Genomic DNA, 14,418 nt, shown 5'->3' with positions numbered 1-14,418 from the left:
CTAAGAAGCGTCTGGAGGCTTGCCTGAACAATGACTACCTCGCTCAATTGCTCGGCCTCCCAGCATGACCTGTTTCTCTCGTTTCGTAACTTATTGAAATGCATTCACATTTGATGCGTTTGCCCTGAGGCAATACTGTTATTGATGCATTGTTTTGGGTACGCGAAAAAATTTTTACAAATTCTCAAATTGCTGCTGATATGGCTGCAAAATTTGATTATATTGATCCCTGTAAAAGACTAATTTTAGTAACTTGTCATCGCCGGGAGAGCTTTGGAGAAGGGTTTGAGCGTATTTGTTTAGCAATCAAACATATCGCTACCGCATATCCAGACGTTCAAATAGTGTACCCGGTTCATTTAAATCCAAACGTACAAGAGCCAGTAAACCGTCTACTTTTTGGAATCAAGAATGTATTCCTCATCGCACCTCAAGACTATGTTCCATTTGTATATTTAATGAATCGCTCTTATTTGATTCTCACTGATTCTGGGGGAGTACAAGAAGAAGCCCCTTCCCTCGGCAAGCCTGTACTTGTAATGCGTGAAACCACAGAACGACCGGAAGCTGTTATAGCACGCACTGTTAAACTTGTGGGATCAAACTTTGATCAAATAATTTCAGAAGTAGACTGCCTGCTTAACGACGCGAGTGCCTACCTTGAAATGAGTGAAGCCCATAATCCCTATGGCGATGGAAAAGCTTGCGAGAAAATTGTAAAAGCTTTGCTTTGAAAGAAATGGAAATGTGCGGAATTTAGTGGGGTTGTCTTTTATGAGTAATTATGGTTTATTCAATACATGAAAATATGTAGCTAACCCATTTAGAAAATTACGCGACAATTAGACAAAACATGTTAGCACTTAGTGAAAAAAATCTATTAATCTTTCTATTAATAGCACTGCAACAACTTTCTTACTGTGTTACAAATAATTTGCAGGGTCGTGAGAGCAGGTATGCCTTTTAGTATTCAATGGCTCTATAGAGTTCAACAGCAAATTTCAGTCGCGCCATTATACCGTCGTATTATAAATGGCGCGGTTTGGTCACTGTTAGGAGTCCTTATATCGCGATGCTTCACATTTGCAACCACTATTTTTATAGCTCGTATACTAGGAGCGGATGGATACGGAGAAATTGGAATGGTGCAGAGCACTATCGGATTTTTCGCTGTTTTCGCCGGCTTTGGATTAGGCTCAACTGCAACTAAGTTCGTGGCTCAGCATCGTCAAGCAGATCAGGAAAAAACAGGCCGAATAATTGTTTTGGTGGTTGTTGTCGGCGCACTCTTTAGTTCTGTTTTAAGTCTAGCATGTGCCGCGTCCGCATCGCTAGTATCAACTTTCGTCCTGCACCGTCCCGAACTAAAACTAATATTGAATGCTGGTGCAATATTTTTATTTATCTCAGTCATGGGTGGGATCATGACGGCCGTTCTTACCGGTTTCGAAGCATTTAAAACAATTGCTGCGATTAATGTAGCACAGGCCATAATTACTCCACTTGTAAGTATTCCTCTTGTTGTGGCGTTTGGTACAGTAGGTGCAATCAGTGCAATGACAGTAATTGCTGCAATAGGACTTGTTCTTTCTAGCAGCTGTGTAAAGAAACACTGCTTAACATGTGGAATACCGATAAAGTATGTAAGCCAGATATGGCAGGAGCGAGCAATACTTTTTTCTTTCTCGCTTCCTTCAATGATGTCAGCTCTAATGATGGCGCCTGCTGTTTGGATAACTAATTCTGTCTTGGTTGCTCAAGAGGGTGGATATACCGAGTTTGGTATATTTACTGCAGCTAATCAGTGGAGAAACTTACTTCTTATTATTCCGACTATATTATCCTCTGCAATACTACCTATTCTTTCTCAAGCACATGGAACGCATGACACATTAAGTTTCAAAAGAATCGTATCATTCAATATTCATCTTACTTGGCTCATTTCTTTACCCCTCACAGTCGTCATGGCGCTCTTTTCGCCAGTATTTGGAGCCCTATTTGGTGAAACATTTGATGGTGTTGACCCCCTGATTTCAGTGCTAATGATTGTATGCTTTTTGGGGCTCGTAAACGGTGCTGTTGGCTCATCGTTCGCTGGGTCGGGACGAATGTGGATTGGCACTGCAATGAATTTTGTATGGGCAATTGTTTTAATAGTTACAACATATTTAATGGTTCCCTTATATGGTGGGATGGGCCTCGCCCTTTCATACCTAATCTCTTACACCACGCATACAGTCTGGCAACTAATATACTTGGAGCTAAGGATAGCAGAAGGCGCTATTACGAACCATTGGACACTAATTATTTCTACAATTTTCTTATTGGGTATGTGCTTAACTATCGGAATGCTGAAATATAATAATAATTTAACCAAAATTGGGCTGTCAATTGCTTCTTTTCTTCCTATCGGAATATTTTGCATTGACAAAATCCTTTTTAACCGGGTAAAGCAGGAAGTTCGCCGCGTATGAAAGTAGCGATTATATATAACCGACTATACGATTTTGATAAAGAGCATTTGTCAATCGGAGGAATTCAGACTTACCTCTTACGTTTAGCAGAATTAATAAAAGAAATGGGATGGGGTGTAGCAATTTTTCAATTGTCAAAAAACAGTTTTGCTCGCGAATATAACGGTGCAACGATAATTGGTGTTAGTGGTATTCCATTAGAAAGTAAGCCCAAGGATATTGGTGAATTTTTAATAAAACATGCTGAAGTCTGGATTAGTCAAGAACCCGGCATAGTTATTTTCGGCTCAGACAGTTATTGTGTTAACACCGCTTTTCGCTCAATAGCGATTCAACACGGCGTATCATGGGATTTACCGACAAGAGAAAACTTTGAGTATTCGCCCAGGGATCAGCAGACAACAACTTATTATAATCAGCCTTTACTTCAATCATTTTTTAATAGACTCAGAAGATCGCGTCTTAATTATTTTAGAAGAATGTGGCTTAGACAAACCACAATTTACGATAGGCAGCAAATGAGCGTAAAAAATATGGTTTGCGTTGACTATAACTTTGTAAACGCTTCTAAAGCCGACGGTGCTTCCATAAACGCCAGAATGTGGGTAATTCCTAACTTTGCCGAACTTGCTTCCGAGCCTAAAATAGCCGACCAGAATCGTGAATCCGCTACAGTACGAATCCTGTTTGCTAGACGATTTATTTGGTACAGAGGAACACGTTTAATTACGCCAGTCTTTAAAAGGATCCTGGCTTCTTTTCCTAACGTATTTATAACATTCGCAGGAGAAGGCCCAGACGAAAATTGGCTGCAAAGTCAGTTCCGCGACTATGATAGAGTGAAATTCATAAAGTACACTCACGACCAGTCAGCACAAATATTACAAACACACGATATTTCAGTGGTTCCTTCCCTTGGTTCAGAAGGAACATCTCTATCTGCTATTGAAGCAATGGCAAATGGATGTTGTGTAGTTGCCACTGGGGTGGGGGGGCTCACGAATGTATTGATTGACGGATTTAACGGCAAGCTTGTAAGCCCAGATGAGGAAGAGATTTATTCCGCACTTCGGGATACCATTACCAATGTAAACCTACGTACTCGATTAGTAGCTACAGCGTATGCTACCGTACAAGCTTCCTTAACATTAGATATTTGGAAAGAAAAGTGGCGAAGAGTATTAATGCTAATATCGGCACAATAGCAATACCCCCAGGGACAAATAGACTTGTAAAAAAAGGCAGTAAAGCTCGGTTTGTGGTTCCAGCTGCATGCGCTATTATGTTGACCTTTGGGCGCACAGGATTTCTTCCTTTTGAGGGGATTTATTCTTCGTTAGATCAGCTAATAAATATTTTCGTAGTTGTAGTAGCGCCAATTTTAATTTTTAAGAACATTTGTCAACAATCAATAAACCGAAATTTGGGTATTTTGCTGCCTTTGTTAGCACTAATGTTCTGGGTCGGAAGTGTACTTGTCATCCAAACTAATAGTCAAAACTGGCCAAGTCAAACAGCATTAATTGACATATTTTTGGCGATCTTATTTGCCTCTCAATTAAAGAAAATTGAACTTCGCCGTCTTAGGCACTCGATTTTGGTGTTATCTGCTACGTTTAGTATTCTTACACTTTTATTTGCGCGGCAATCGCTAAATATGATTTTAAGTGGTTCCTTAGAAGCTAGGATGGGATCAGATATTTCGAACGCAAATCTCATAATTTTCCCCAGAGTTATGTATGTATTATGTATTACCTCAGTGATATCAATCTTTCTAGAAAGACAATTATGGGTTAAGATTGGTGCCACAGTTCTAATGATTCTACCTATACTAATTGCATTAGCTACAGGAGGCCGTGGCCCATTAGTCGCGTTTTTTCTAACCATTGTCCTACTGGTGATTTTAATACCGGGCAAGAAAAAGAAAGCTCTATCTCTATTAGTATTTGGCGCGTTAGCCGTAATTGTTTACAACCTGGTTATAAGTATTTTTCCTGTTATGCAATACCGCATAGCTGAAGAAAAAGACACGGGCAGAATGGACGTCTGGTCAGGACTTTTAGGAAACGATGCTATAACATTGTTTGGGAGAGGTGTTCAGTCTACTTATGCTCATAACATTTTTATCGAGTTTCTAACTGATTATGGTATTGGAGGTCTTTTTTTGTTTTTAGTGGTTTTATCTTTGTCTTTTCAAAAACTTGTTAATTACTATAAGAAGAGTTCTGATAAAGAATCTTTTTTCATAATCAGCATTTTTTCTATGCATTTTATTTCCCAACAGTTCTCCCTCAACATTTTTTATGGGGGAATATGGGCGGCAATAATTTTGCCGCTAGGATTCGCATGGCGTTATAGAAATGCTAAACCCTAATACGTTAAAACCAAATAAACGGATTATGAATTGCTCACATAACCCTGCAATTGTAGTAATTGCATACAACCGAGTTAAACCTCTGAAACGCTTATTAGAATCTTTAGAAAAAGCTTCTTATCCAAAGTCGAACGTTGAATTAGTTATAAGCATTGATTATAGCAATAACCCCGAGGTATCAAAAGTTGCAGAAAATTTTAAATGGCTTTATGGCACCAAACGTGTGATTGCTCATAAAGAAAATTTAGGTTTGAGAAAACATGTTTTACTGTGTGGGGATCTTACAGAAAGATATGGTGCAGTAATCATCTTAGAAGATGATTTATATGTATCTCCGTTATTTTATATGTATGCGACTCAAAGCTTACAATATTATAGTAGCGACAAGAAAATAGCAGGAATATCCCTTTATTCACATCGTACGAATTTAAATTGTTATAGACCATTTGAGTCTATAGCCGATGGATCAGATGTGTACTTTTTGCAGTTTGCTGCTTCATGGGGACAAATTTGGACTGCTGATCAATGGAGTAGGTTTCGAGAATGGTATAACTCAGAGAAGAAGACTGTTACGAAGGAAGATAATATTCCTGATTCAGTAATTAGTTGGCCAGAAAGTTCATGGTTGAAATACTTCATTAAGTACATGGTAACTAATGAACTATACTTTGTTTACCCACGAAATTCACTTACTACGAACTACTCAGAGCCGGGGACGCATAATAGCAAAGCTAGTAGTCTCTTTCAGGTTCCCTTTTTAATAGATCGATCACAAAATATTTGGAAGTTTAAGGACTTTTCAAGTTCGGTCGCAGTTTACGATGTTTACTTCGAACTTAATCCAAAATCATTTGAGAATATTAGTGAGAATTTGAAAGTTAAAGATATCACAATAGACTTATATGGAACAAAAGTACTGGAAAAAATAAAAACTTCTTACATTATTACTAGCCGCCCTTGCAAAAACGTTGTCATTTCATTCGGATGCATTTTCAAGCCCAGAGAACTTAACGTATTGTTAGGCGTTCAAGGAACCCATTTTTACTTAGCTAAAACAGAGGATGTGCAAAAGAGTAGTTCTCGCCCAAACTGGGAAATAGAATACGACATAAATCTTAATCCAGATAGGCCACTTTGCAGTTATATAGGCGGGGAATTTTTAAAGTTATTAAGCATGAAGCTGAAACAAAAGTTATTAGGTGTGAACCTTTTTGCACGCAATCGGACCCGCGCGAGAGTTCGCATGTGACGCGGCAAAGCAAATACTACCAACTTGACTAAAATTTAATTTTATTAATAATCCGTACTTAACCCGACTCAATTAAAGAGTCATATCTACAGGTATTAAAATTTCAGGAAACTACTTTGGAAAATGCAATGCAACTTTGTCACCAGATTACGGCCTGCGTCCACGCCAGGCCCGACCACCGTGCGCTTTGAGACCGAACTTGGGGATTAGGTGCAAGTTGACTGAATTGAGTTCAGAGGGCGCAAAGGGGCAAGCCTTTTTGCCTTCGTGGTGACATTGGGTTACAGCCGTGCCAGCTATTTCGAGTACGTTTCAGATATTCGACTCGAGACATTATTGGCATGCCATGCCAACTGTTTCGACTGGTTTGGCGGCGGCCCGCGACGGGCGCTCTACGACAACATGAAGACCGTCATCCTGCGTAACAGGGCGAAAGCAGAAACGCTTACGTTCTAAAGTAACATCGTTTCCCGCCGGTATTTTTGGACTTCGCGCGACATTATGGGTTCCGGCCTGAGCTGTGCCGACCCTACCGTGCCAAGACCAAAGGCAGGGTAGAACGCATGAACAGCGATCTGCGACGCAGCTTCTATGTGCCGCTGATGGACCGATTCAAGGCTGTACGACTTGACCTAGATGTGTCTGCTGCACGCGCCGAGATCTGGCGATGGTTAAGGGAGGTCGCTGCACAGCTCAAGCACTCTACCGTCGCCGACACATTACCGCATCTGACGCAGGAGGCCGTCGCTGCTGATATCAGTCTTTCGGAATTCCTAGAATCCGTGCTCAAGACCGAAGTCTCTGCGCGGCAGCCATGGCAGAGGACCACGATCTCCAAGCTGGCCAGCTTCCCTGCTTTCAAGTCACTGGACAGCTTCGACTTCAGCGCTGCGACTAGAACTCATTTCATAAATGGGTAGTCAACGCTCTTTTCGACATGACGAGGTTTTCATCATGGCGCGAAGAGAAGCAGCTAGGAGCAGGCCAACTCGTTCTTCTAGGTGATTGCAAAGCGGTAGGAGAAGGGAGCCTGATCGTGACGAGCAATTTACCGTTCGGACAGTGGGAGCAAACGTTTGTCGAGGATGCCACGCTGACCGCTGCAATGCTTAATCGGCTGTTACAACATGCACACATGGTCTCGATTCAAGGTGAAAGCTTCCATCTGCGCGACAAGCGCAGTGCGGGTCTGCTGGCCCGGAACAAGTCCATCACGCAGGAGGAAGCTAAACTGAAAAAACCGTTGGCAATACCAATAACACTACACAGTGGTGTATCGAATTCCAATTGCCGCTGCCGAACAAACTGTATCCGTTTTAGATTGCCGTTGACACTCATCTGTCATTTCCTTACCAAAAGCTTTACTTGAAATCATAAGTTCTACTTTCATAATGCCTCAAAAATCGAGGTGATTACAGACGGTTCAGCTCTCGAATAGATGCTCATATGGCTACTTCTAAAATTAATTATGTATTTCTTGGGGGTGTTTTCTGTGAAGCTCAGCTTAATTTTATTTCCGAAAATTCCATAGGTGTTATTCAGAATGCCGCTGATGTATTACAGAAAAATATGATACTAGGTTTTGATCAGAATTTGTCATCGGGCATTGCAGTAATTAATTTGCCTTTTGTTGGCTCCTACCCGAGGAGGTTTCGACGTTTATATTTTCCTTCTACACAAGAAACTATCGGCGTTCGTTCTAATATTTTTGGCGTTGGCTTCTTGAACGTATTTTTCTTTAAACTACTATTTAGATATATCTCTGCGTTAAGAGGCCTATTTTCATTAAAACATTCTGGAAATACAGTTCTTTTCATATATTCAGCTCATTTACCATTTCTTCTCTCAGCCCTGGCCTACAGGATGAGAAGACCTGCTGTAAGAATTTGTTTGATTATTCCTGATCTTCCAGAATATATGGGTTCTACAGGCTTTTTCAGCTCGATTTTTAAAAAGATAGATATTAGGCTCTTTTATTATTGCGTAAAGAAGCTTGACTATTTCGTGGTGCTTACCGAAATGATGATCTCTCGATTGGGAGTTGATCCCAAAAAAGCTGTAGTCATAGAAGGTATCGCTTCAGACAAAGTTTATAGCAACGAGAATATGTTCGATGGCAAGTCAAAAGCTATACGATCCTTTTTATATACAGGAACTTTAGCCCGGCGCTACGGAATAACTACTCTTATTGATGCTTTTGAGCAGCTGACGGATGACGATATTGAGTTGTGGATCTGCGGTGAAGGTGATAGTAAGGATTACATTTCTCAAGCTGCTGAGCGTGATAAAAGAATTAAGTACTTTGGTCAAATAGGAAGAGATGAAGTCGTAATGCTGCAAAATAAAGCCACCATTCTAGTCAATCCGCGCCCTCCGGATGGTGAATTCACTAAATACTCTTTCCCCTCTAAAATTATTGAATACATGGCGTCAGGCCGTCCGATAATCATGTATCGGTTGGCTGGTATTCCCGAAGATTACGCACCTTATTACATTTCACCTGAGGGGGTGGGATCTGATTATCTAGCAATGTGTATGAAGAAAACACTGGATATGAGCATTGAAGAATTAAATTCGATGGCCGAAAAAGCGCAAAGTTTTGTGCTTTCAAAAAAGAATGCAACCACACAAACCAAAAAAATATTAGACTTGATTTCAAAGGAAAAATAATGCTTGATGGTACTTTATTAATAACCGGTGGGACAGGGTCGTTCGGTAATGCTGTTCTCAACCGTTTTCTCAACACCGATATTTCTGAAATTCGGATCTTTAGTCGTGATGAGAAAAAACAGGATGACATGCGCAAGAAATATAAACATCCTAAAATCAAATATTATATTGGTGATGTGCGTGATTCACGCAGTGTTGCTGCAGCGATGCGGGGAGTCGATTATGTATTTCATGCGGCAGCGCTTAAGCAAGTGCCCTCCTGCGAATTTCATCCGATGCAAGCAGTGCGTACTAATGTTATGGGGACTGAGAATGTGCTTGACGCGGCGGTAGCTGCCGGTGTGAAACGTGTAGTGTGCCTCAGCACTGATAAAGCCGTCTATCCGATCAACGCAATGGGCATTTCCAAGGCGATGATGGAAAAGGTGATGGTGGCTGCCAGTCGTAACCTAGAAGGAACCGGTACTGTCATCTGCGGCACCCGCTACGGCAACGTGATGGCGTCGCGTGGTTCAGTGATCCCGCTATTTGTGGAGCAAGTACAGTCGGGAAAACCGATCACTGTCACAGACCCCTCTATGACTCGCTTCATGATGACGTTGGAAGACGCAGTGGACCTGGTACTGTATGCGTTCGAGCACGGGGACAATGGCGACATTTTTGTGCAAAAGGCGCCCGCCGCTACCATAGAAGTACTCACAAAAGCTATCTTGCAACTCATGGGCAAGCCAAATCACGAAGTCCGTGTAATTGGAACCCGTCATGGCGAAAAGCTGTACGAAGCTCTACTTAGCCGTGAGGAAATGGCATTGGCAGAGGACCGTGGAGACTACTATCGTGTCCCCGCAGATAGCCGTGACCTTAATTACTCTAAGTTCGTTGAGCAGGGTGAGCAACGGCTTACCGAAAGTACGCACCGCGACGAATACAATTCACATAACACGACCCGGCTCGATGTGGTGGGCATGAAGCAGTTACTTCTGAAGCTAGATTTCATGCAACGAATTGCCCGGAGTGAACATGCCATGGCTGGGGAGTGAGCGGACATGCGCATTGTGATTACTGGGGCCGACGGTTTTATCGGCAAGAATCTCAAGGTGCGGCTGGCTGAACTGGGCTACATCGACGTAATTGGAATTACCCGAAAAACATCACCTGCAGCTATGCACGAGGCTCTGACGGCAGCGGATTGCGTATTTCATCTTGCAGGAGTCAATCGCCCGCAAGACCTTGCTGAGTTCGAGATGGGCAATGCAAACTTGACGAAAGACGTATGCGAAGTACTGTCTCAGGCAGGACGACAAGCCACTGTGGTGTTGGCGTCTTCGACACAAGCCGGGCTGGACAATCCGTATGGCTCTAGTAAACGGGCGGCTGAAGACGCAGTCCGGAAGTATGGCAATTCGAGCGGAGCGCCGGTACATATATTTCGCTTGACAAACGTTTTTGGCAAATGGGCCCGTCCCAATTACAACTCGGCTGTAGCAACTTTTTGCTACAACATTACACGTGGACTGCCAATTACAATCAATAATCCAGCCGCACCGCTGCAACTGGTATATGTGGACGATGTAGTACAGGCTTTTGTGAAGTGCATTCCTGTAGACAATATGCCGTGCAACACTAATGTTCGTGTTGATGGGTTTGTTGAAGCAGGGCCGGTATATTCCACTACGGTAGGTGAAGTGAGCGATACGCTGCATAGGTTTGCCAGTAGTCGCAGCAGTCTGCTTACTCCTCCTGTCGGCACAGGGCTAGTACGTGCCCTGTACAGCACCTATATCAGCTACTTGCCACCTGATGCATTCACCTACCAGGTGCCTCGGCATGGCGACCCGCGTGGCATATTCGTAGAAATGCTCAAAACGCCAGATTGCGGCCAGTTTTCATATTTTACTGCTCCTCCAGGAATCACCCGCGGTGAGCATTACCACCACAGCAAGACTGAAAAGTTCTTGGTTATCAAGGGATCGGCCCGCTTTGGGTTTCGGAACATTATTACTGACGAGACACACGAGTTGATTACGTCAGGCGGTGAAGCCATGATCGTTGAAACCGTGCCCGGCTGGACACACAACATCACGAATATCGGCGACGATGAGATGATTGTAATGCTGTGGGCTAATGAAGTTTTTGATCGTGAACGTCCAGATACCGTTGCCATGAAAGTCAAACCATGAAAAAACTCAAAGTGATGACTGTGGTCGGCACGCGACCCGAGATCATTCGCCTCTCGCGCGTCTTGGCACGTCTCGATGAGCATTGCAACCATGTTCTTGTACATACGGGACAAAATTATGACTACGAACTAAACCAGGTGTTCTTCGAAGATTTAGGACTCCGTAAGCCTGACCATTTCCTCAATAGCGCAGCAAATGCTTCAAGTGCAGCGCATACAATAGGAAACCTCATCATCGCAGTAGATCAGGTACTTACAGAAGTACAGCCTGAGGCAATGTTGGTACTTGGCGATACCAACAGTTGCCTTGCCGTCATACCAGCAAAGCGTCGAAAGATACCAATCTTTCACATGGAAGCAGGCAACCGTTGTTTCGATCAGCGTGTTCCAGAAGAAACCAATCGTCGTATTGTTGATCACACAGCTGATGTGAACCTTACCTACAGTACTATCGCCCGAGATTATCTACTGCGCGAGGGCTTATCGCCGGACTTAGTAATCAAGACCGGTAGCCCAATGTTCGAGGTTCTAACGCATTACCGCTCACGTATTGATGCATCTGACGTTATGGGACGATTAGGCTTAAAAGAAGCTGGTTATTTCGTCGTCAGCGCCCATCGGGAAGAGAATATTGAATCGCCGCAGTCATTTTCCAAACTAGTCGAACTCCTTAACGTAGTGGCTGAACACTACGATTTGCCAGTGGTCGTGTCCACACACCCACGCACCCAAAAGCGTATTGACGCGACTGGCTCGCGTTTTCACCCATTGGTACGCTTACTCAAGCCGTTGGGCTTCCATGATTATGTCAAGTTGCAGATATCATCTCGCGCTACATTATCGGACAGCGGCACAATTAATGAAGAATCTTCGATCATGAATTTCCCGGCCCTTAATCTGCGTGAGGCCCATGAGCGGCCGGAGGGAATGGAAGAAGCTGCCGTCATGATGGTGGGATTAAATAAGGAGCGTGTGCTGCAGGGACTTGCGGTGCTCAGTAGTCAACCGCGTGGTAGCAGTCGCCTGTTGCGCCAAGTGAATGACTACAATATGCCAAACGTGTCGGACAAAGTGGTGCGTATCATTCACAGCTATACCGATTATGTGAATCGTGTGGTGTGGAAGAAGTACTGATCTTTAGAAGGGACACGTTTTGCGTATATTGTTGATTACACAACTTTTTGACCCGGAAAATTCGATAAAGGGTTTGGAGTTCGCAAGGCGTTTGAAGAGGGTCGGCCATGATGTAGAGGTGGTTACTACGTTTCCAAGTTACCCCGGCGGAAAGATTTTTCCAGGTTACAAACAGAGTTGGAAAAAGGTAGACCTTATAGATGGCATTAAGGTTGTTCGACTGCCGACCTTCGTCAGCCACGGACGATCTGCTGCTAAGCGAATGTTAAGCTATGTCTCCTTCGGTTTAATTGCCACTCTCTACTCTATGTTTCGCGCTAAGAAGCCTGACGTTATCTATGCTTACTATCCTCCGCTGATCGTCGGATTTGTTGCGCTGTGCGTTGGAACATTCAGGAAAGTACCTTTTGTTTATGATGTACAAGATTTATGGCCTGATGCTTTAATTGCAACAGGTATGGTGAAGGAGGGTCTAGTGACTCGCATGGTAGACAGGCTCTGCAATACGGTCTACCGACGAGCTGCACGTATTGTAGTGCTCTCGGATGGCTATAAAAACGCATTAGTGACCAAGAAAGTACCGACCGCTAAGCTGGAAAGAATATATAACTGGTGCGATGAAGCACGAATGGATGTTTCAACAACAAATACTAGAGTCCTTGACAAGAATTTCTTTAACATTCTTTATGCCGGAAACCTAGGCGCGGCCCAAGCACTCGAGCACGTGATTGATGCAGCACATTTGTTGAAACGTAGTGATAGTCCGATGATTAGATTTGTTTTCATCGGAGCAGGGGTTAAGGCAGATAACTTAAAAAGCCGGGTTGAAACGCTAGGTCTAGATAACGTACAGTTTCTTCCGCCTGTGTCATTAGAAAACATAAGTGGTGTACTTGGTGCTGCTGATGTCCTTTTAGTTCACTTAGCCGATGAGCCAGTGTTCGAGATTACCATTCCCTCAAAAACACAAGCCTATTTAATGCAGGGCAAACCGATTCTTATGGCTGTAAGAGGTGAGGCCGCACAGATCATAGTTAAGGCACAGGCGGGTATCGCAGTAGATCCTTGTAATCCTAAGCAATTGGCAGAAGCGGCGATAGCTATGTCAACCTTAGCATCCACTGAGCTATGTGCAATGGGAGCTCGTGGCCGAGCTTTTTACCAAAAACACATGAGCATGGCGGCTGGTGTACAGAATGTTGATACTATGTTAAAAGCAATTAAACATACGGCTAACTAATGATTTATACTCAAACGTGTCGTTTCGCGAATGAAGGAGATCTAAAAGAGGTGGTCAAAGTTCATGTTGCAGCTTTTCCTGACTTTTTCCTCACCACACTGGGGCCTGCATTTCTAGAAGTAATGTATTCGGCCTTTCTGACGGCCCCTGGTAAAGTTTTTATGGTAGATGAATCAGATGGGAGATTGCAAGGGTTCGCAGTGGGAGTTTTTAAATCCACAGGGAAGGATCGTAAACTAGCGATAAAATTTTTCGCGCGGTTCGCGGTCGCCATCTTACCTGTACTTATGCGTTCTCCTATAAAAATATTGCACAAGATCCTTGGGCAGCTACTCACAGATCGTGGGCAGCCTGAGATGCCGGAGGGCTCTATTGTATTGCGAAGCATTGCTGTTCTACCGGAGACGAAAGGCACGGGTGTAGGAGAGCGATTAATTAAAAGTTTCGAGATCACTGCTAAGCAGACCGGTGCAAGAGCAATAGCGCTTACCACCGATGCAACAAACAATGAACGAACGATCGCATTCTATTTTAAGCATGGCTATAGCGTGCATCAAGAGTTTATGCAAGACAAGGTTCGGCGCATGCTGCTCCTGATAAAAAATATCTGACTTAAAATTGAGGTGCTGTGTGAATGCAATAACAGAAGTAGTTGAAGATTTCTTGCCGTTTGCCCTTCCAGAGATCGGAGAGGAAGAAATTTGCGAAGTAGTACATGCATTGCGCTCAGGTTGGGTTACGACTGGACCGAAGGCTAGGCAATTCGAGTCAGACTTTGCTGCCTTTCTAGGCGGTAACGTAGAAGCAATTGCAGTGAACTCGGCTACCGCCGGGCTACACCTCGGGCTTGAAGCCTTAGGTATTGGACCGGGCGATGAAGTAATTACTACTACGCATACATTCACAGCTACCGCGGAAATTATCCGTTACCTTGGTGCAGATCCAGTCTTTGTGGATGTGGACGCGAACACGAGCTAGCGTCAAGACTGGTGTATGGCCGGCTTGAAGGATAGTATCTTCAGGCGGCGAGTTTTTGCTGTTCCGGTGGATTGTCCTGCACCGGTAGTCCATCCTTGAACGGCACGCCTGCCAGCAGCA

General features: G+C 43.6%; 11 protein-coding genes and 3 pseudogenes. All 14 read left to right on the top strand.

Annotation, left to right across the window (positions count from 1 at the left end):
- Positions 1-128 precede the first annotated feature (128 nt).
- Positions 129-734: pseudogene (gene wecB, locus IGW03_RS35575) on the top strand (non-hydrolyzing UDP-N-acetylglucosamine 2-epimerase); the annotation flags it as partial.
- A gap of 222 nt (positions 735-956) precedes the next feature.
- On the top strand, positions 957-2,474 hold the full coding sequence (locus tag IGW03_RS35570; protein WP_194727122.1) for an oligosaccharide flippase family protein: 1,518 nt from the start codon (positions 957-959) through the stop codon (positions 2,472-2,474).
- Positions 2,471-3,679 (top strand): glycosyltransferase family 4 protein, encoded by a 1,209-nt coding sequence (locus IGW03_RS35565; protein WP_194727121.1) that lies wholly within the window; start codon positions 2,471-2,473, stop codon positions 3,677-3,679. The genes IGW03_RS35570 and IGW03_RS35565 overlap by 4 nt, the downstream gene beginning before the upstream one ends.
- The gene (locus tag IGW03_RS35560) at positions 3,643-4,848 is read left to right on the top strand and encodes an O-antigen ligase family protein (RefSeq protein ID WP_194727120.1); all 1,206 of its coding nucleotides are present in this window, start codon (positions 3,643-3,645) and stop codon (positions 4,846-4,848) included. The genes IGW03_RS35565 and IGW03_RS35560 overlap by 37 nt, the downstream gene beginning before the upstream one ends.
- On the top strand, positions 4,835-6,097 hold the full coding sequence (locus tag IGW03_RS35555; protein WP_194727119.1) for a glycosyltransferase: 1,263 nt from the start codon (positions 4,835-4,837) through the stop codon (positions 6,095-6,097). The genes IGW03_RS35560 and IGW03_RS35555 overlap by 14 nt, the downstream gene beginning before the upstream one ends.
- Positions 6,098-6,660: 563 nt before the next feature.
- Entirely contained in the window at positions 6,661-7,017 is a 357-nt protein-coding gene (locus IGW03_RS38795; RefSeq protein ID WP_438943698.1) for an ATP-binding protein, read from the top strand.
- A gap of 104 nt (positions 7,018-7,121) precedes the next feature.
- Positions 7,122-7,295 (top strand): annotated as a pseudogene (locus tag IGW03_RS35545) (ATP-binding protein); the annotation flags it as partial.
- A 248-nt stretch (positions 7,296-7,543) separates the two neighbouring features.
- Positions 7,544-8,767: a glycosyltransferase gene (locus tag IGW03_RS35540; RefSeq protein ID WP_194727118.1), complete on the top strand. Its 1,224-nt coding sequence runs from the start codon at positions 7,544-7,546 to the stop codon at positions 8,765-8,767.
- Positions 8,767-9,807 carry a polysaccharide biosynthesis protein gene (locus IGW03_RS35535; RefSeq protein WP_194727117.1) on the top strand — a complete coding sequence of 347 codons (1,041 nt, stop codon included), beginning with the start codon at positions 8,767-8,769 and terminating at the stop codon, positions 9,805-9,807. The genes IGW03_RS35540 and IGW03_RS35535 overlap by 1 nt, the downstream gene beginning before the upstream one ends.
- 6 nt (positions 9,808-9,813) lie before the next feature.
- Complete coding sequence (gene wbjC / locus IGW03_RS35530) at positions 9,814-10,947, top strand: UDP-2-acetamido-2,6-beta-L-arabino-hexul-4-ose reductase (RefSeq protein WP_194727116.1); 1,134 nt, start codon at positions 9,814-9,816, stop codon at positions 10,945-10,947.
- A complete protein-coding gene (gene wecB, locus IGW03_RS35525) occupies positions 10,944-12,080 on the top strand; it encodes a non-hydrolyzing UDP-N-acetylglucosamine 2-epimerase (protein ID WP_194727115.1) in 1,137 nt (378 codons plus the stop codon). The genes wbjC and wecB (IGW03_RS35525) overlap by 4 nt, the downstream gene beginning before the upstream one ends.
- Positions 12,081-12,111: 31 nt before the next feature.
- Complete coding sequence (locus IGW03_RS35520; RefSeq protein WP_194727114.1) at positions 12,112-13,320, top strand: glycosyltransferase family 4 protein; 1,209 nt, start codon at positions 12,112-12,114, stop codon at positions 13,318-13,320.
- Entirely contained in the window at positions 13,320-13,931 is a 612-nt protein-coding gene (locus IGW03_RS35515) for a GNAT family N-acetyltransferase (RefSeq protein ID WP_194727113.1), read from the top strand. The genes IGW03_RS35520 and IGW03_RS35515 overlap by 1 nt, the downstream gene beginning before the upstream one ends.
- Before the next feature lie 28 nt (positions 13,932-13,959).
- A pseudogene (locus IGW03_RS35510) lies at positions 13,960-14,292 on the top strand (DegT/DnrJ/EryC1/StrS family aminotransferase); the annotation flags it as partial.
- Positions 14,293-14,418: the final 126 nt, after the last annotated feature.

It is taken from the genome of Noviherbaspirillum malthae (genome assembly GCF_015352985.1).
Taxonomy (GTDB): domain Bacteria; phylum Pseudomonadota; class Gammaproteobacteria; order Burkholderiales; family Burkholderiaceae_D; genus Noviherbaspirillum; species Noviherbaspirillum malthae.
The sequence above is the reverse complement of the archived record's forward strand: the minus strand, read 5'-3'. Positions and strand labels throughout refer to the sequence as shown.

Coding starts and splice junctions, on each gene's coding strand:
- IGW03_RS35555 (WP_194727119.1), top strand. CDS start 4,835: ATGCTAAACCCTAATACGTTAAAACCAAATAAACGGATTATGAATTGC.
- IGW03_RS35535 (WP_194727117.1), top strand. CDS start 8,767: ATGCTTGATGGTACTTTATTAATAACCGGTGGGACAGGGTCGTTCGGT.
- wbjC (WP_194727116.1), top strand. CDS start 9,814: ATGCGCATTGTGATTACTGGGGCCGACGGTTTTATCGGCAAGAATCTC.
- IGW03_RS35570 (WP_194727122.1), top strand. CDS start 957: ATGCCTTTTAGTATTCAATGGCTCTATAGAGTTCAACAGCAAATTTCA.
- IGW03_RS38795 (WP_438943698.1), top strand. CDS start 6,661: ATGAACAGCGATCTGCGACGCAGCTTCTATGTGCCGCTGATGGACCGA.
- wecB (WP_194727115.1), top strand. CDS start 10,944: ATGAAAAAACTCAAAGTGATGACTGTGGTCGGCACGCGACCCGAGATC.
- IGW03_RS35565 (WP_194727121.1), top strand. CDS start 2,471: ATGAAAGTAGCGATTATATATAACCGACTATACGATTTTGATAAAGAG.
- IGW03_RS35540 (WP_194727118.1), top strand. CDS start 7,544: ATGGCTACTTCTAAAATTAATTATGTATTTCTTGGGGGTGTTTTCTGT.
- IGW03_RS35515 (WP_194727113.1), top strand. CDS start 13,320: ATGATTTATACTCAAACGTGTCGTTTCGCGAATGAAGGAGATCTAAAA.